A 16,285-nucleotide genomic window follows, 5' to 3' on the forward strand; every position below is an offset into this window, starting at 1 on the left:
CCTCCGGACGGGGAGGGGGCGGCGCGGCGGAACGGGCTCAGCCGGCCGTCGGCGACGGGTTGTTCGCCTCCGACGCGGTGCTGGTCGGCGCCGGCGTCTGCCCGTGCGAGCCCGCCGTGCCCAGCTGTTTGCCCTGGTTCGCGGCGTCCACCCACTTCACCAGGTTCGCCGGGGTGATCTCCTCGCTGCCGTTCTTCGGGTAGATCGGCTGGCCGTTGAGCAGCACCGTGGGAGTGGACTTGAAGCTGGACTTGTCGAAGTCCTGCTGCACCGCGGACACCCACCCACCGAACTTGTTCTCCTTGACGCAGGACTGGAACTCGGGCGTGTCCAGGCCGTTGACCTGCTTGGCCAGGCCGATCAGGACGGCCTTGTCGGCGAAGGCGTCGTTGGTCTCGTCCGGCTGGTTGCGGTACAGCACGTCGTGGTAGTCGCGGAAGTGCCCGGCGTTCTGGGCGCAGCCCAGCGCGTTGGCGGCCGTCCTGGAGCCCTTGCCCCCCGCGGCCCGGTCGATGAACGACACGATGTGGTAGTTCGTGTAGATCTTCCCGCCGTCCTCCAGCTGGTCGATGGTCGACGAGAACTCGCGCTCGAAGGCGCCGCAGGCGGGGCAGCGCGGGTCCTCGTAGACCGTCAGGACGGAGGGCGCGTTGCCCGCGCCGACCGGGATGACCAGGTTCTTGTCGCCGATCGTCCCGGCCGGGGCGGCGGTCGGCGTCTCCGGCTTGGAGCGCTGGTTCTGCACCACGACGCCGACGATCACCGCGGCGGCGATCACCGTGAGCACGGAACCGCCCACGATCAGCTTCTTCCTGCGCCGGGAGGAGACCTCCTCGGCCGCCCGGTGCTCCTGCATCCGCTCGCGGGCGGTGCGCTTGCCTTCTCGGTTCTTCTCGCTCATTGCCTTGACATCCACGGTCGGGGCCTTCGTCGGGTGCAGGGATGTGGGGGTCAGCTCGCCAGCCAGCGGTCCACCGACAGCCGGGTACGGGGCCGCCACAGCAGCCGGCCGGCCAGCAACAGGAACCCGGTGTCGCGCAGGATCTCCTGGAGGTACTTCGTCTGGGACTCGTCGACGTGCCCGCCGCCGCCGAAGCAGCCGCAGTCGATCGAGATGCCGCGCGACCAGGCGGAGGCGATCCCGGCGATGAAGGCCAGCAGCAGCAGCGCGGAGACTCCGGCCACCAGCCGGACACCGAGGCCCACCAGCAGCAGCAGCGCCAGCGCCAGTTCCAGGAACGGCAGGCCGTAACCGACCGGCTTGACCAGGCCCTCGGGCAGGATCTCGTAGGCCCGGACGGCCTGCGCGGCCTCCGCCGGGTCGGAGATCTTCGCCAACCCGGCCCACCCCCAGACCACCGCGAGGCCGAGCCGGACGACCGTGCCGAGCCACTCACTCCAGACCGGCACCGGCCGGCCCGCCGTCGACGTGGGCGCGGAGCCGTCGGGCTGCGCGACCATCAGGGAACCCCCCTCGGGAAACTCGTTCACTCCCTGATGAACCGTCAGAGGCGAAGGGTGGTTCCTCCGTATTCGGGAATTAAGCCTGGTGGGTGACGTTCTGTCCGAACAAACCGAACATCCGCACGTCAGCGACACCCCGCCGGCCACCCCGCCTCGAACAGATCCGGATGTCGAGCCGCCTCCGCACAGGCCACCGCCTCCCGCTCCGCCCGCTCGGCCCCCCGCTTGGCCAGCGCGTGCCCCACCTGGGCATGCACCCCGACCGCACCACCCAGCACCAACACGGCGGCCGCCGCCCGCAGCAGAACGGCCCGCTGGAGACCCCGCACCGGCTTACCCCTTCCACTCACCCCCACAACCGTTCGTGTACTCGTCCCTCCTCTCAACGTCGGTCAACCCCGGCTGATGCGTGTCCCCACTCTTTGTTCACCCGTTCGGGTCCGCACCCCCACCGCCTCCCCACCCCGCCCGTCCCACCCACCCCCACCCTCCCGAAAGCCCACCCCAGCCCTCAAAGCCCGGCGGCCCCCCACTCCCGAAGGAGTGAGGGGCCGCCGGTCCGGCGTTTCCACCGCGCGTCAGCGCCTCCGCACGCCCGTAGCCAGCTCCCCCGCCAGCCCCCGCACGGCATCCAGCGCCGCCGCCTCGTCCTGGCCCGCGGCCAGGATCCGCTTCACGAACGCCGACCCCACGATCACCCCGTCCGCGAACCGGGCGACCTCCGCCGCCTGCACCGCGTCCGAGACCCCGAGCCCGACACAGACCGGCAGGTCCGTCGTCGCCCGGGTCCGAGCGACCAGGTCCTCGGCCATCGAGCCGACCGCGGTCCGGGTCCCGGTCACGCCCATCACCGCGGCCGCGTACACGAACCCGCTCCCCGCCGCCGTGACCTCCGCCAGCCGCGCGTCCTTGCTGCTGGGAGCGACCACGAACACGGTGTCCAGTCCGTGCTCGTCCGCCGCCTTGCGCCACTCCTCGGACTCCTCGACCGGCAGGTCCGGCAGGATGCATCCGGCCCCACCCGCGGCCGCCAGGTCCGCCGCGAACCGCGCCACGCCGTAGCGGTCGACGGGGTTCCAGTACGTCATCACGAGCACCGCCGCCTCGGGGTGCGCAGCGGCGACCTCCTGGACGGTCCGCAGCACGTCCTTGATCCGCACACCGCCCCGCAGCGCGATGTCGTCGGCGGTCTGGATGACCGAACCGTCGAGCACCGGGTCGGAGTGCGGCAGCCCGACCTCGACCACGTCGCAGCCGCCCTCGATCAGCGCCTTGATCGCCCGGATGCCGCCGTCCACGGTCGGGAACCCGGCCGGCAGGTATCCGATCAGCGCGGCCCGGTCCTCCGCCTTGGCGGCCGCCAGCCTGCCACTGAGCTTGCCGGCACTCGGCTTGGAAGTCATGATCACTTACCCCCCTCGGCGGAGCCGTTGCCCGAGCCGTCGGTCTTCTCGTCATACAGCCCGAAGTACTCGGCCGCGGTGTGCATGTCCTTGTCCCCGCGCCCCGACAGCGAGACCAGGATGGTCGCCTCCGGCCCGAGCTCGCGCCCCAGCTCCAGCGCCCCGGCGAGCGCGTGGGCGCTCTCGATGGCCGGGATGATCCCCTCGGTACGGGACAGCAGCCGCAGCGCCTGCATCGCGGCGTCGTCCGTGACCGGCCGGTACTCCGCCCGCCCGGTGTCCTTCAGCCAGGCGTGCTCCGGCCCGACCCCCGGGTAGTCCAGCCCCGCCGAGATCGAGTGCGACTCGATGGTCTGCCCGTCCTCGTCCTGGAGGACGTACGTCCGGGAGCCGTGCAGCACCCCCGGGTCCCCCTTGGTGAGGGTGGCCGCGTGCCGGGGCGTCTCGGCGCCCTCGCCGGCGGCCTCGCAGCCGATCAGCCGCACCCCGGCGTCCGGGATGAACTCGTGGAAGATCCCCATCGCGTTGGAGCCGCCGCCCACACAGGCCACGACCGCGTCGGGCAGCCGCCCCGTCCGGTCGAGCACCTGCTGCCGCGCCTCGACCCCGATGATCCGGTGGAAGTCCCGGACCATCATCGGGAACGGGTGCGGCCCGGCAACCGTGCCGAACAGGTAGTGGGTGGAGTCGACGTTGGCGACCCAGTCCCGGAACGCCTCGTTGATGGCGTCCTTGAGCGTCCGGCTGCCGGACTTGACGGCCACCACCTCGGCGCCGAGCATCCGCATCCGGGCGACGTTGAGCGCCTGGCGCTCGGTGTCGACCTCACCCATGTAGATGGTGCAGTCGAAGCCGAACAGCGCGCAGGCGGTCGCGGTGGCCACGCCGTGCTGGCCGGCGCCGGTCTCGGCGATGATCCGGGTCTTGCCCATCCGCTTGGTGAGCAGCGCCTGGCCCAGCACGTTGTTGATCTTGTGTGAGCCGGTGTGGTTGAGGTCCTCGCGCTTGAGCAGGATGCGCGCGCCGCCCGCCTCGGCGGAGAAGCGGTGCACGTCGGTCAGCGGGCTCGGGCGCCCGGTGTAGTCCTTCAGCAACGCGTCGAGCTCGGCGGCGAAGGCCGGGTCGGCCTTGGCCTTCTCGTACTCCTCGGCGACCTGCTCGACCGCGGCGACCAGTGCCTCGGGGATGAAGCGGCCGCCGTACGCGCCGAAGTAGCCGCGCGCGTCCGGCACCTGGGCACCGGGCAGGTAGTCCTTTTCGGACATGGTGTTTTCCCTTGACGAAGACGGAGATGAACGACGATGACGTCTGACCGGCCGAGGATCCGGCCGATCGGCTGGTTCCTCAGCCGGACGTCACGCGCCATCGCCGCCCCGGCACCTGCCCGGGCTCGCACCCGATGACGTACCGCACCCGACGCCCCAGCACCCGGCGTGCGGGTGCACGGCAGCCGCGCGGGCGGCAGCCGGGGGCGAGTCGGGTGGCGATCTTCATCGGGTGGCGTCAGTCCTTGTGCCGGACGGCGGGGTGGGCCCCGGCGGCGACCAGGTCGGCGACCGCCGCCCGCGGGTCCTTGCCGGTCACCAGGGATTCGCCGACCAGCACCGCGTCGGCGCCGAGGTTGGCGTAGTTGATCACGTCCAGCGGGCCGCGCACGCCGGACTCGGCGATCTTGACGATGCCCTCCGGGATGGCGTGGGCGACGTTCTCGAAGGTGTTGCGGTCCACTTCGAGCGTCTTCAGGTTGCGCGCGTTGACACCGATGATCCGGGCGCCGGCGTCCACCGCGCGCTTGATCTCCTCCTCGTCGTGCACCTCGACCAGCGGGGTGAGGCCGATCGACTCGGCACGCTCGATCAGCGACACCAGGGCCGGCTGGTCGAGGGCCGCGACGATCAGCAGCGCGAGGTCGGCGCCGTGCGCGCGGGCCTCCCACAGCTGGTAGGCGGTGACGATGAAGTCCTTGCGCAGCAGCGGGGTGTCCACCGCGGCGCGGACGGCGTCCAGGTCGGCCAGCGAACCGCCGAAGCGGCGCTGTTCGGTCAGCACGCTGATCGCGGCGGCACCGCCGGCCGCGTAGTCGACCGCCAGGGCGGCCGGATCCGCGATCGAGGCCAGGGCGCCCTTGGACGGGCTGGAGCGCTTCACCTCGCAGATCACCCGGACCCCGTCGCCCCTGAGGGCGGCGACGCCGTCCTTGGCCTCCGGTGCCTTGGCGGCAAGTTCCTTGAGCTCGTCCAGGGAGACCCGGGCCTGCCGCTCGGCGAGGTCCTCGCGGACCCCTTCGATGATCGAGTCGAGCACACTCACTCAGGAGCCCCCATCTTTTCTGCCAGTTGGCCAGCACGAGCCGGCGGGCGACAGCCCACCAGCTCTTCGATGGTATCGGCACCCGGGGGCGGGGGGCGCATCGGTTCGAACCGCGTCTCGCGGACCGGACGCCCGTTCCAGCGGTCCTCAGCTGCGCTTTCACCGGCCCCGCACCGGTTTTCGGACGGACTTGGGGCCGATTGCGGCCGGTGGCCGGGAAGCGCGGTTCGGTGGCCGGGAAACACGCTTCGGCGGCCGGCTCAGACCAGCGGCGGCGCCAGCCCCGCGCCGACCGGCGAGTTCCGCACCACCGTGAACACCAGCACCAGCAAGGCGATCAGCGCCCAGCGCCGGACCCCGACGGTGATCCGGGGCGGCGGCCCGCCGGTCAGCGCGGCCCAGGCCCAGCGCAGCCAGAGCACCGCCAGCACGCCGAACAGCAGGACGGCGACGGCGTTGTCGTGCAGGGCGCCGGTGAGGTCCCCGTGGGTCAACGCGTGGACGCAGCGCAACCCCCCGCAGCCGGGGCACCACCGGCCGGTGGCGGTCAGGAACGGGCAGTCGGGGTAGTGCCCGGGGGTGTTCGGGTCCACCACGGCGACGTACGCGGTGGGGACGGCCACCGCCGCCAGCGCGGTCAGCGGCGGGCTCAGCCGGCGCAGCACGGGCGGCAGGGCGGAGGCGGTGGGGGCGGCGTTCACGCCCCGATTCTGCCCGGGTCGGGCCCGGACACGACGAAACGGCGGGCGTGGCGCGCCCGCCGTTCCGATGTACGACAAACGTGTGGTGCGACGAGCCGGTCGTCAGGCGGCGACGGCGGCGCGAGCCTCACGGGCCGCGAGCTGCTCCTCGGTCGACTTGTAGACGTTGGCGCTGGCCTGCTGGCCCATGCCGGCGAGGGACATCGCCTTGCCGACCACACCGCCGGCCAGGACGACCGCCAGGCCGACCCACACCAGCAGCACCGACGGCAGGATCATCGCGACGCCCGCGACGCCGAAGCCGACGAAGGAGATGACGACGCCGGTCCAGGCGGCGGGGGTGTGGCCGTGTGCTGCTGCTGCCATCTGAATGGTGCTCCTTGGCTCTCGGGGCCCGGCCGGGCCTGCGGGGCCGCCGGCGGGTTGACGGGTTCCATTGTGCCGGGCCACACATCGGTGACCCAAAGCGGGTGGCGGGTCTATCGCGTCACATGCGCGCAGCTCACACCGCGGTCGGGTCCTCGCCGCGGTCCAGCGCCTTCCACAGGTCGCCCGGTGTGTCGGTCCTCGCCGGGGTCCGGCGGGTCGGAGCCTCGTAGCGGCTGCCCATGGCCGGCCAGCCCCGCCCGTAGCGCAGGGTGAGCAGTCCGGCGAGGGCCAGCAGCACCCCGCCGACCAGCGCGACCCAGGGCCACCCGGTGTGCGCGACCTCGGTGGCCGCCGAGCCGCTCAGCGCCAGCTTGCGGGCGGCCTCGGCGTCCAGCGCGGCGGTGTCGCCCGCCCCGGCCACCGAGGCGGCGGCCGCGCCGAGCCCGGCCAGCAGGGTCAGCGCGCCGACCGCCAGCCGGCCGACGCCGCGAACCGCGAACACCGCGACGGCCGCGGCGAGGCCCACCAGGGCCAGCCCGCCGGGCAGTTCGGAGATCCTGCCGCCGGTGACGGAGACGTCCAGGGTGCCGGCCCGGCCCTCGGCCCAGGTCCGCCCGGCCGCGGTCAGCACCAGCACGGCACTCAGCACGGTCAGTAGCAGCATCACGCCGAGGGTGCGGCGGCTGGGGGCGGCGGGGGCGGGGGTCTGCTCAGCGGTCACCCGTCCACTATCCCCCGGCCGACGCCGGGGTCCGTACCCGGGGTGGGGGACGGGGTGGGGAACTCGTCCGTCCGCAGCACCACCGTGCGGCCGCCGAGCGGCAGGAACAGGTCGTTGCCGAAGGGCACCCGCTCGGCCTCCCGGTACACCCCCTCGGGGGACGGCGCGGTGTGCACGGTGCAGACCGCCGCCGCCGGATCGACCACCAGGTACAGTGGCACGCCGCTGCGCGCGTACGCCCTCGCCGCGGCCGCCAGGCCGGGCCGGGCCACCTCCAGGACCGCCTCGACCCCGGCCGCGCCGAACCGGCCCCGCCCGCCCCGCACCGCGTCCCGGGCGAGCACGGCCAGGTCCGGGGCGAGCACCGTGCCCGGGTCGGCCCGGTCCCGGCCGGAGCCGCCGGGCGCCGCCGGGAAGTCGATCGCCACCCCGGACAGCACCCGGCCGTGGCCCGCCGGCTGCTCGCCCAGCTGTCCGGCGGCGCCGAGCACGACCGCCCAGCGCAGCTCGTCGTACGGCACCTCGGTTACCTCGGGCATCCCGGCCGCCTCCTCGCGCGCTCCGGCAGTCACGACACCGGTTCCACGACCTCTATGACAGTTCCGGCGTCCGCAGCGTATTGGCGGTGGCGACGGCCCGCAGCACGGCGGCCGCCTTGTTGCGGCACTCGGTGTCCTCGCCGTGCGGGTCGGAGTCGGCCACCACGCCCGCGCCGGCCTGCACGTACGCGGTGCCGTCGCGCAGCACCGCGGTGCGGATCGCGATCGCGGTGTCCGAGTCCCCGGCGAAGTCCAGGTAGCCGACGCAGCCGCCGTACAGGCCGCGGCGGGTGGGCTCCAGCTCCTCGATGATCCGCATCGCCCGCGGCTTGGGCGCGCCGGAGAGGGTCCCGGCCGGGAAGCAGGCGGTCAGCACGTCGAAGGCGGTCCGCCCCGGGGCGACCTTGCCGGTCACCGTCGACACGATGTGCATCACGTGGCTGTAGCGCTCGACCTGCATGAACTCGACGACCTCGACGCTGCCCGGCTCGCAGACCCGGCCGAGGTCGTTGCGGCCGAGGTCCACCAGCATCAGGTGCTCGGCCCGCTCCTTGGGGTCGGCGAGCAGCTCGGCCGCCAGCTCCGCGTCCTCGTGCGGGGTGGCGCCGCGGTGCCGGGTGCCGGCGATCGGGTGCAGCATCGCCTCGCCGTCGGTGACCTTGACCAGCGCCTCCGGGCTGGAGCCGACCACGTCGAAGCCGCCCTCGGCCCCGCCGTCCGGTCCGGGGAAGCGGAACAGGTACATGTACGGGCTGGGGTTGGTGGTGCGCAGCACGCGGTAGACGTCCAGCGCGGAGGCCGGGCAGGGCGCCTCGAAGCGCTGCGAGGGCACCACCTGGAAGGCCTCGCCGGCCCGGATCCGCTCCTTGACCTCCTCCACCGCGGCCCGGTACGGCGCGCCGCCGAACGGCGAGTGCACCTCGCCGGGGCCGACCGGGGTGAAGGTGGCCAGGCCCGGGTCGACCGGCTTGAACAGCTCGGCCTCCATCGCGTCCAGCCGGGCCACCGCGTCCGCCCAGGCCTCGTCCACGCCGCTGGCCAGGTCGTCGCGGTTGACGGCGTTGGCGATCAGCAGCACCGTGCCGTCGACGTGGTCGAGGACCGCGAGGTCGGTGGCGAGCAGCATGGTCAGCTCGGGCAGGCCCAGGTCGTCCGGGTTGAGGTCGGGCAGCTTCTCCAGCCGGCGGACGATGTCGTAGCCGAGGTAGCCGACCAGGCCGCCGGTGAGCGGGGGCAGGCCGTCGTCCTCCTGGCGCGGGGTGTGCAGCGCCTGCAGGGTGGCGCGCAGCACCTCCAGCGGGTCACCGGCCGTGGGGATGCCGACCGGCGGGGTGCCGAGCCAGCGGGCTCCGCCGTCCGGGCCGACGGTGAGCGCGGCGGCGCTGCGCACCCCGACGAAGGAGTAGCGCGACCAGCTGCGGCCCTGCTCGGCGGACTCCAGCAGGAAGGTGCCGGGCCGCTCCTCGGCGAGGCTGCGGTAGAGGCCGATCGGGGTGAGACCGTCCGCGAGGAGCCTGCGGGTGACCGGGATGACCCGGGTGTCGACTGCGAGCTTGCGGAAGGCTTCGAGATCCATGACGGGCGGCACCTTCTGGAGTTGTGGACGGAGTGGGGTCAGGACAGCGGGAGCACGTCGGCGTCGAAGCAGGTGCGGTCGCCGGTGTGGCAGGCCGCGCCGGTCTGGTCGACCTTGACCAGCAGGGTGTCGCCGTCGCAGTCCAGGGCCACCGACTTGACCGCCTGGACGTGGCCGGAGGTGTCGCCCTTCACCCAGTACTCACGGCGGCTGCGGCTCCAGTAGGTGCAGCGGCCCGTGGTCAGGGTGCGGTGCAGCGCCTCGTCGTCCATCCAGCCGAGCATCAGCACCTCGCCGGTGTCGTACTGCTGGGCGATGGCCGGGATCAGGCCGTCCTCGGTGCGCTTGAGCCGGGCGGCGATCTCGGGGGCGAGGGCGGTGCTGCCGGGAGTGGCGGGTGTGGTGGACATGGGGCCATTGTGTCAGCCCGGTCGCCGCCCCCGCGGGGCCTGTCCTCGCTTCCCCCCTGTGGCGCGTGCCGCGGGGCGTCGCCGCAGGAGCATGTCGCCCGCCCCGCCTGGGCGGCACGGCGGGCGACGTCGAGAGCGGCCCGGCTGTGCCTCTACGGGTGCAGTTGCCCGGTGAGTTTGGGGCCGCCCTGCTTGTTGCCGGCGGTCAGGGTGCAGGTGTAGTCGCGCCAGCCCTGTTGGTAGTTGGCCATGGCCGGGCCGAACTGGCGGCCGTAGTAGGTCTTGCCGTCGGCCTGGCGGGCCTTGGCGGCTGCTTCGGCCTCCTTGCAGCCGTCCCGCATGGCGAGGGCGAGCTGGATCTCTCCGGTGAGGCCGTCGGCGAGTGTGAGGTCGGCGATCACCTCGCCGTCGTGGTCACCGGTGCAGGGGCGCTCCTCTGCCTTGGTGATCACCGGGCTCAGCTGCGGGTGGTCGAAGCAGGCGCCGACCGGGAAGAAGGCGTACGGCGGCTGCGGCTTGGTCGGCGTGGGCGTAGGGGTGGGTGTCGGCGTCGGGGTGGCCGTGGGGGTGGGCGGCGGCGCGGCGGCCGGCTTCCTGTCGTCCGGCCAGAGCACCGCGGTGGCCACCACCGCGAGCAGGACGACCAGCACGGCGGCGACGGTCAGGACCAGGCCGCGGGACGGGCGGGAGCCGGCTGCGGGCGGCGGCTGCTCGGAGGTCATGGCCACGAGGATGGCCCACCCGACCCCCGCCTGACAGCCGCTTCACCGAACTCGCCCCGCACGGGGGCAGTCACCCGGCCTATGGCGGCGCCGCAGAACATCGCCACCAGGACCTTCGACAGCCCCGCTCCCGTCGGACCTCCGACGTCTGGGTGACCACTGTCGGTGTGCCGGGGGATGTCGTGGGAAAGGCGACAGGAGGTGTCGGGTTTTCCGGGGAGGGTGGGGGTTGCCGGTCGGGCCGTGGTGGTGCCGGGCCGGGACGACGGACGGATGGACAGAGGAACCTGATGCGTGAAACACCCGAGGAGCTCCGACGGCTCCAGGCCCTTCTCGATTCCTCGCTCTCCCGGTCGACGGCGCACCTGCGGTCGATCATCAGCAGTGAGCGCACGCTGACCGCCGGTCAGCTCACCGGTGTGCTGACCGGGATGTGCACGCTCGCGCTGTCCACGGTGACGGCGAAGGGGGAGCCGCGGATCAGCGGCGTGGACGGGCACTTCCTGCACGGGAAGTGGCACTTCGGCACCGCTCGGGGTGCCGCCAAGGCCCGGCACCTCGCCGCCCGGCCCGCGGTCAGTGCCGCGCACCTGCGCGGGGAGGACCTGGGCGTGTTCACGCACGGGAGCGTGGAGGTCATCAACCCGTACGGCGGCGAGCCGGCCGCCGACTGGCCGGAGCTGCTCGCGTACTTCCAGGGGTTCTACGGCGACGACGCCTTCGACTGGGACAACGACGTCGTCTACTACCGGCTGCACCCGCAGTGGATGGCCGCGTTCGCCCCCGACCTGGCCAAGCTCACGAAGAAGGCGGAGACGGCAGAGAAGGCGGACGGGGCGTGAACCCGCGCGGCACCATCGAGGTCGTCGGCGCCCGGACCAACAACCTGCGCGACGTGTCCGTCAGCATCCCCAAGGGCCGGCTTGTCGCCTTCACCGGCGTCAGCGGCAGCGGAAAGACGTCGCTGGCGGTCGACACCCTGCACAGCGAGGCCCAACTGCGCTACCTGGAAGGCCTTTCGCCGTTCGTCCGCCAGTACATCAGCCAGCGCAACCGTCCCCAGGTCGACCGCATCCTCGGCCTCGGCGCCACCCTCGCGGTCGACCAGCGCCGTCTGAACCGCAACCCGCGCTCCACCGTCGCAACCATCACGGGGATCGACGGGCACCTCGGCCTGCTCTTCTCTCGCCTTCCAGGGGTCGGCCCGGGCCCGGACACCGCCGAAGGCCCCCTGATCACCGCGCACTTCGACCGCCGCACCCCCGAAGGCGGCTGCCCGGACTGCCACGGCGCCGGCGCACGCCGGCAGGCGGCGGAGGACCTCGTCATCACCCGCCCGGACCTCCCGCTGTTCGACGGCGCCTCCCCCTGGTTCGCCAAGTGGCGCTCCGGAGAGCACGTGTTCGTCCCCGCGCTCGCCGCCGCCCGCGGCGTGGACCTCGGCCTGCCCTGGCGGTCGCTGCCCGCGGCGTTCCGGCACGACGTCCTGTACGGCACCGGCGACGAGGCCGTCGAGGCCACGGTCGACATCCCGAACCGGAACGAGACGGCCCGGATGACGTACACCTCCAGCCAGCCGCTGCGCGGCGCGCTCGCTGAGGTGGAGCGGGTGTTTGCCAACGCCCGAACGGCCGACGCCAAGCAGCGGTACCTGCCGTACCTGCGCGAGGAGCCCTGCGGCACCTGCCGTGGCAGCGGATTCGACCGGGTCGCCCAGTCCGTACGCCTCGGCGGCCTGTCCTACCCCGAGCTGCTGGAGGTGGACGTCCGAGAGGTCCGCCGCTGGGCCGGGCACCTCGCCGACACCCTCGACGACCGGCAGCGCGCCGTCGGCGAGCCCCTGCTGCAGGACCTCGGGCGCCGGCTGCGCCTCCTGGACCGGCTCGGCCTGGCCCACCTGCAACTGTCCCGCGGCGCCGCCACACTGTCCGGCGGCGAGCTGCAGCGCACCCGGCTGTCCGCCCAGCTCGGCACCGAGCTGAGCGACGTCGTCTTCGTCCTGGACGAGCCCGGCGCCGGGCTGCACCCGGCGGACAAGCGGCACCTGCTCGACATCGCCCTGGAACTGCGCGACGCCGGCAACACCGTCCTGCTCGTCGAGCACGACCCCGAGCTGATCGCCCGCGCCGACTGGGTCGTCGACATGGGGCCGGGCGCGGGCCGGCTGGGCGGCGAGGTCCTGGTCTGCGGCCCGCCCGCGCTGGTCGCCGCCGACCCCGCCTCGGCCACCGGCCGCCACCTGGCCGGGCGGGGGCCGCGGCTGCGCCGTACCCCGCGCCCGGTCCGCGCGGGCACCGGCTGGCTGGAGCTTCGCGGGGTGCGCGCCCACAACGCGGCCGCGGAGTCGCTGCGCCTGCCCATCGGACGGCTCACCTGCCTGACCGGGGTCAGCGGCAGCGGCAAGAGCAGCGTCTTGGGCGCGCTCGGCGCGGGCGTGGCGGCCGCTCTCAAGGGCACTGCGCCCAAGGGCACGGCGGTCGAGGACACAACTCACGCCGGCACGGTGCGCGAGGTGACCGGGCTCGACGGCTTCGGCTGGGTCGCCGTGGTCGACCAGGAGCCGATCGGGCGCACGCCGCGGTCCAACCCGGCCACGTACAGCAAGGCGTTCGACCTCGTCCGCAAGCTGTTCGCCGCCACCGAAGCGGCCCGCGCGCGCGGCGCCGACGCCTCCTGGTTCAGCTTCAACACCCCGGGCGGCCGCTGCGAGGCCTGCGCCGGCCACGGCCGCAGGCTCGTCGACATGCACTTCCTCCCGGACGTCTGGGTGGTGTGCGACACCTGTGACGGCCGGCGCTACGCGCCCGAGGCCCTGGCGGTCACGTACCAGGGGCTGACCGTCGACCGGGTGCTGGACCTGACCGTCACCGAGGCACTGGAGGTCTTCACCGGACCCCGGCAGCTCGCGGAAACCCTCACCGCGCTCGACCAGGTCGGGCTCGGCTACCTCCGGCTCGGCCAGAGCGCCACCGAGCTGTCCGGCGGCGAGGCCCAGCGCCTCAGGCTCGCGTCCGCGGTCCAGCGCGGCGCGACCAGCCGCAGAGCCGGCCTGGTCGTCCTCGACGAGCCCGTCTCGGGCCTGCACCCGTCCGACGTCCAGCGGGTCGTCGACGCGCTCGACCTGCTGCTCGACTCCGGCAACACCGTCGTCGTGGCCGAGCACGACATCCCGGTCGCCGCCTCCGCGGACTGGGTGATCGACCTCGGGCCGGGGGCCGGCCCGGACGGCGGCGCGGTGGTCGCGCAGGGCACCCCGGACACCGTCGCCGCCGCCGACACCCCCACCGCCGGCTACCTGCGCCGATACGCGGCCGGCCTGCCGCTCCTGGACGCCGCGCAGGACGCCCAGCGCTGACGGACAGGCGCTGACGGACAGGCGCTGACGGACGCGGCGACGGCCACCGCTCCCGGCGACAATGGTGCGGGGCCCGGACCACCGGACCCACGACCAGAGCGGACGACCGGGAGGGAGCGACGTGCGGGCGAGCCGGACCATCGCGCTGCTCCTCCTCCTCCAGGCGCGGCGGACGATGACCGCCCCGGAGCTCGCGGCCGAGCTGGAGGTCTCCGAGCGCACCGTGCAGCGGGACGTCGCCGCCCTGGTCGAGGCCGGCGTGCCGGTGTACGCCGAACGCGGCCGCGGCGGGGGCTACCGGCTCGTCGACGGCTACCGCACCCGCCTCACCGGCCTCGAACGCGCCGAGGCCGAGGTGCTGCACCTGGCCGGGCTCCCCGGTCCGCTGCGCGACATGGGCCTGGCGGGGCACGCCCTCGCCGCACGGCTGAAGGTTGCCGCCGCCGTGGGCGACGCCCCCGCGGCCGCCGTGCAGCGGTTCCACCTGGACGCACCGGCCTGGTTCCGCGAGGCCGAGCCCCCGCCGCTGCTCGCCGAGGTGTCGCGCGCCGTGTGGGAGGACCGGGTGCTCCACGCCCGCTACACGACGCGCGGCGGCACCCGGGAGCGGCGGCTGGAGCCGTACGGCCTGGTGCTGAAGGCCGGGCAGTGGTACGTCGCGGCGCGCGGCCCGTCCGGCCGGGTCGGCTCGTACCGGGTCAACCGCTTCGAGACCGCCGAGGCCGGCGACGAACGGTTCGAGCGCGACCCGGAGTTCGACCTCGCGGGCTACTGGGCCGCGGCGGCGCGGGAGTTCACCCGCGCCATGCTGCGCGAGCGGGCGGTGGTGCGGCTGAGCCCGGCCGCCGTCGACAACCTGGCCGTCCTGCTGGAGCCGACCGCCGCCGACGACGCCCTCGCTACCGCGGGCCCCCCGGACGCCGACGGCTGGGTCACCGTGAGCCTGCCGGTCGAGACCTGGGACATCGGCTACTTCGAGCTGCTCCGCCTCGGCCCGGAGGCCGAGGTCCTCCACCCGCCCGAGCTCCGCGCCCGCCTGGCCGAGGCGACCCGCCGCGCCGCCGCCCTCTACATCTGACCGGCCCCACGAGCGACGGGCCCTAGGCTGGCGCCATGTCGAACCACGCCCTCGCCGAACGCCACCGCCTCGCCCAACTCCTCACCGCCGCAGGGCCGGATGCCCCGACTCTCTGCGAGGGGTGGACCACCCGGGACCTCGCCGCCCATCTGGTGATCCGGGAGCGTCGCCCCGACGCGGCGGCGGGCATCCGGATCGCCGCCCTGGCTGCCCGGACCCGGCGGGTGCAGGACGACTACGCCGCGCGGCCGTACGAAGAACTGATCCGCCTCTTCCGCTCCGGCCCGCCGGTCTACTCCCCGTTCGCCCTGCCCGGCGCGGACGAGGCGGCCAACACCGTCGAGTACTTCGTGCACGCCGAGGACGTCCTGCGCGCGGTCGAGGGCTGGACCCGCCGGCCCGTCCCGCCCGGCCGCACCGAGGCCCTGTGGCGCCGCCTGCCCATGATCGCCCGCTTCGAGGCCGGCCGCCGCTCCCCCGTCCGCCTGGTCCTCGCCCGCCATGACGGCCAGTCCCTCACCGTCGGCCCCGCCGGCGCCCCCACCGTCCGCATTACCGGCGACCCGGGCGAACTGGTCCTCTTCACCTACGGCCGCGGCGCCCGCACCACCCTCACTGTCGATGGCGCCCCGGACGCTGTCGAGGCCCTCCGCCACGTCCTGCCACTGCCCCCGAAGTAGCGCGCACCCCACGGGCCGGGCCTCTCTCCGGCTGCGGATGCCGGTGCCCGGGTGCAGACTCGCAGGTGGCCGGGCGGGGGCGTGTGCACGCCCGACGGAACCGTCCCGGTCACTCTCCGTCGAAGGGCACCCTCCATGCTCACCACCGACTTCCCCATCGGCTCGCCCTGCTGGCTCGACCTGGGCAGCCCGGACATTCCCGCCGGCGCCCGGTTCTACGGCCAGGTCTTCGGCTGGACCTTCCAGGAGATCCCCGACGCCATGGGCTACGGCTTCGTCCAGCTGAACGGCAGGACGGTCGGCGCGATCGGCGCGCTCAACGAGGGTGACCGGTCCTCCTGGACGACGTACTTCCGCAGCGCCGACGCGGACGCCACCGCCAATGCCGCCCAGCAGGCCGGAGGCAAGGTCCTGGTCGAGCCGACGGACGTGATGCGGGAGGGCCGGCTGGCCCAGTTCTCGGACCCGCAGGGTGCCCGGTTCGCCGTCTGGCAGGCCGGCAACACCAAGGGGCTGGACGCCGTGTCCGAGGAGGGCGCCCTGGTCTGGGCGGAGCTGCACACCTCCGACCAGGACGGAGCCTTCACCTTCTACCGGCAGCTGTTCGGCTGGCGGGAGGAGAACTTCGAGCCGTCGCCGGGCATGACCTACCGGGTGATCTCCACCGCCGAGGGCGACCAGCGGGCCACCGGCTTCGGCGGCATCGCCCCGACCATGTCCCCGGAGCAGCCCTCCGCCTGGACGCCGTACTTCGCGACCGAGGACGTGGACGCGCGGGTGGCCAGGGCGACGGCGGCCGGCGGCTCGGTGCTGATGCCGGCCTCGGACGTGGAGAACGTCGGCCGGCTCGCCTGGCTGGCGGACCCGAACGGTGCCCCGTTCGCCCTGATCCACGGCGAACCGCGGGAGTCGTGAGAACCGTGCGAACACGAAAGGGCCCGCTGCGCACCGGCGCAG

At 73.9% G+C, this 16,285-nt stretch carries 18 protein-coding genes; 5 read left to right on the top strand and 13 right to left on the bottom strand.

Annotated features, from left to right (window positions below; genetic code table 11):
• Nucleotides 1-37: 37 nt before the first annotated feature.
• The 13 genes from ACFU7Y_RS22255 to ACFU7Y_RS22315 form a co-directional block, all read right to left on the bottom strand.
• Nucleotides 38-901 (bottom strand): DsbA family protein, encoded by an 864-nt coding sequence (locus ACFU7Y_RS22255; RefSeq protein WP_380769425.1) that lies wholly within the window; start codon nt 899-901, stop codon nt 38-40.
• A 50-nt stretch (nt 902-951) separates the two neighbouring features.
• Nucleotides 952-1,461 (bottom strand): MauE/DoxX family redox-associated membrane protein, encoded by a 510-nt coding sequence (locus ACFU7Y_RS22260; protein ID WP_224275512.1) that lies wholly within the window; start codon nt 1,459-1,461, stop codon nt 952-954.
• Between the two features lie 581 nt (nt 1,462-2,042).
• Nucleotides 2,043-2,867: a tryptophan synthase subunit alpha gene (gene trpA, locus ACFU7Y_RS22265; RefSeq protein WP_380769426.1), complete on the bottom strand. Its 825-nt coding sequence runs from the start codon at nt 2,865-2,867 to the stop codon at nt 2,043-2,045.
• A 2-nt stretch (nt 2,868-2,869) separates the two neighbouring features.
• Nucleotides 2,870-4,132 (bottom strand): tryptophan synthase subunit beta, encoded by a 1,263-nt coding sequence (gene trpB, locus ACFU7Y_RS22270; RefSeq protein WP_224275517.1) that lies wholly within the window; start codon nt 4,130-4,132, stop codon nt 2,870-2,872.
• A 79-nt stretch (nt 4,133-4,211) separates the two neighbouring features.
• Complete coding sequence (gene trpM / locus ACFU7Y_RS22275; RefSeq protein ID WP_374119904.1) at nt 4,212-4,361, bottom strand: tryptophan biosynthesis modulator TrpM; 150 nt, start codon at nt 4,359-4,361, stop codon at nt 4,212-4,214.
• Between the two features lie 9 nt (nt 4,362-4,370).
• Complete coding sequence (gene trpC, locus ACFU7Y_RS22280; protein WP_224275520.1) at nt 4,371-5,177, bottom strand: indole-3-glycerol phosphate synthase TrpC; 807 nt, start codon at nt 5,175-5,177, stop codon at nt 4,371-4,373.
• A 260-nt stretch (nt 5,178-5,437) separates the two neighbouring features.
• The gene (locus tag ACFU7Y_RS22285; RefSeq protein WP_224275521.1) at nt 5,438-5,878 is read right to left on the bottom strand and encodes a DUF2752 domain-containing protein; all 441 of its coding nucleotides are present in this window, start codon (nt 5,876-5,878) and stop codon (nt 5,438-5,440) included.
• 102 nt (nt 5,879-5,980) lie between these two features.
• Nucleotides 5,981-6,244: an HGxxPAAW family protein gene (locus tag ACFU7Y_RS22290; RefSeq protein WP_224275523.1), complete on the bottom strand. Its 264-nt coding sequence runs from the start codon at nt 6,242-6,244 to the stop codon at nt 5,981-5,983.
• Between the two features lie 136 nt (nt 6,245-6,380).
• The gene (locus tag ACFU7Y_RS22295; RefSeq protein WP_380769430.1) at nt 6,381-6,911 is read right to left on the bottom strand and encodes a TIGR02234 family membrane protein; all 531 of its coding nucleotides are present in this window, start codon (nt 6,909-6,911) and stop codon (nt 6,381-6,383) included.
• A gap of 53 nt (nt 6,912-6,964) precedes the next feature.
• A complete protein-coding gene (locus tag ACFU7Y_RS22300) occupies nt 6,965-7,507 on the bottom strand; it encodes a Uma2 family endonuclease (protein ID WP_380769427.1) in 543 nt (180 codons plus the stop codon).
• Nucleotides 7,508-7,559: 52 nt separating this feature from the next.
• Nucleotides 7,560-9,083, bottom strand: a complete 1,524-nt coding sequence (locus ACFU7Y_RS22305; protein WP_224284279.1) for an anthranilate synthase component I — start codon at nt 9,081-9,083, stop codon at nt 7,560-7,562.
• A gap of 38 nt (nt 9,084-9,121) precedes the next feature.
• Entirely contained in the window at nt 9,122-9,493 is a 372-nt protein-coding gene (gene hisI / locus ACFU7Y_RS22310; RefSeq protein ID WP_224284280.1) for a phosphoribosyl-AMP cyclohydrolase, read from the bottom strand.
• Nucleotides 9,494-9,645: 152 nt separating this feature from the next.
• Nucleotides 9,646-10,215, bottom strand: a complete 570-nt coding sequence (locus tag ACFU7Y_RS22315) for a hypothetical protein (RefSeq protein ID WP_224284281.1) — start codon at nt 10,213-10,215, stop codon at nt 9,646-9,648.
• Between the two features lie 290 nt (nt 10,216-10,505).
• Here ACFU7Y_RS22315 and ACFU7Y_RS22320 point away from each other — a divergent pair, with 290 nt between their 5' ends.
• From ACFU7Y_RS22320 to ACFU7Y_RS22340, 5 genes are all read left to right on the top strand, one after another.
• On the top strand, nt 10,506-11,057 hold the full coding sequence (locus ACFU7Y_RS22320; protein ID WP_224284282.1) for a pyridoxamine 5'-phosphate oxidase family protein: 552 nt from the start codon (nt 10,506-10,508) through the stop codon (nt 11,055-11,057).
• Nucleotides 11,054-13,570, top strand: coding sequence for an excinuclease ABC subunit UvrA (locus ACFU7Y_RS22325; RefSeq protein WP_380769428.1), 2,517 nt, complete (start codon nt 11,054-11,056; stop codon nt 13,568-13,570). Before ACFU7Y_RS22320 ends, ACFU7Y_RS22325 begins: the two co-directional genes overlap by 4 nt.
• Nucleotides 13,571-13,691: 121 nt before the next feature.
• Nucleotides 13,692-14,648, top strand: coding sequence for a YafY family protein (locus ACFU7Y_RS22330; protein WP_224280623.1), 957 nt, complete (start codon nt 13,692-13,694; stop codon nt 14,646-14,648).
• A 35-nt stretch (nt 14,649-14,683) separates the two neighbouring features.
• The gene (locus tag ACFU7Y_RS22335) at nt 14,684-15,328 is read left to right on the top strand and encodes a TIGR03085 family metal-binding protein (protein ID WP_224280624.1); all 645 of its coding nucleotides are present in this window, start codon (nt 14,684-14,686) and stop codon (nt 15,326-15,328) included.
• A gap of 135 nt (nt 15,329-15,463) precedes the next feature.
• Nucleotides 15,464-16,243, top strand: coding sequence for a VOC family protein (locus tag ACFU7Y_RS22340; RefSeq protein WP_380769429.1), 780 nt, complete (start codon nt 15,464-15,466; stop codon nt 16,241-16,243).
• Nucleotides 16,244-16,285 lie beyond the last annotated feature (42 nt).

It is taken from the genome of Kitasatospora sp. NPDC057542 (assembly GCF_042801945.1).
In the GTDB taxonomy this organism is placed as follows: Bacteria; Actinomycetota; Actinomycetes; order Streptomycetales; family Streptomycetaceae; genus Kitasatospora.

Excerpts from the sequence above, each read along its gene's own strand:
- ACFU7Y_RS22255 (WP_380769425.1), bottom strand. The coding sequence starts at position 901 with ATGAGCGAGAAGAACCGAGAAGGCAAGCGCACCGCCCGCGAGCGGATG.
- ACFU7Y_RS22260 (WP_224275512.1), bottom strand. The coding sequence starts at position 1,461 with ATGGTCGCGCAGCCCGACGGCTCCGCGCCCACGTCGACGGCGGGCCGG.
- trpA (WP_380769426.1), bottom strand. The coding sequence starts at position 2,867 with ATGACTTCCAAGCCGAGTGCCGGCAAGCTCAGTGGCAGGCTGGCGGCC.
- trpB (WP_224275517.1), bottom strand. The coding sequence starts at position 4,132 with ATGTCCGAAAAGGACTACCTGCCCGGTGCCCAGGTGCCGGACGCGCGC.
- trpM (WP_374119904.1), bottom strand. The coding sequence starts at position 4,361 with ATGAAGATCGCCACCCGACTCGCCCCCGGCTGCCGCCCGCGCGGCTGC.
- ACFU7Y_RS22290 (WP_224275523.1), bottom strand. The coding sequence starts at position 6,244 with ATGGCAGCAGCAGCACACGGCCACACCCCCGCCGCCTGGACCGGCGTC.
- ACFU7Y_RS22295 (WP_380769430.1), bottom strand. The coding sequence starts at position 6,911 with ATGCTGCTACTGACCGTGCTGAGTGCCGTGCTGGTGCTGACCGCGGCC.
- ACFU7Y_RS22300 (WP_380769427.1), bottom strand. The coding sequence starts at position 7,507 with ATGCCCGAGGTAACCGAGGTGCCGTACGACGAGCTGCGCTGGGCGGTC.
- ACFU7Y_RS22305 (WP_224284279.1), bottom strand. The coding sequence starts at position 9,083 with ATGGATCTCGAAGCCTTCCGCAAGCTCGCAGTCGACACCCGGGTCATC.
- hisI (WP_224284280.1), bottom strand. The coding sequence starts at position 9,493 with ATGTCCACCACACCCGCCACTCCCGGCAGCACCGCCCTCGCCCCCGAG.
- ACFU7Y_RS22315 (WP_224284281.1), bottom strand. The coding sequence starts at position 10,215 with ATGACCTCCGAGCAGCCGCCGCCCGCAGCCGGCTCCCGCCCGTCCCGC.
- ACFU7Y_RS22320 (WP_224284282.1), top strand. The coding sequence starts at position 10,506 with ATGCGTGAAACACCCGAGGAGCTCCGACGGCTCCAGGCCCTTCTCGAT.
- ACFU7Y_RS22335 (WP_224280624.1), top strand. The coding sequence starts at position 14,684 with ATGTCGAACCACGCCCTCGCCGAACGCCACCGCCTCGCCCAACTCCTC.
- ACFU7Y_RS22340 (WP_380769429.1), top strand. The coding sequence starts at position 15,464 with ATGCTCACCACCGACTTCCCCATCGGCTCGCCCTGCTGGCTCGACCTG.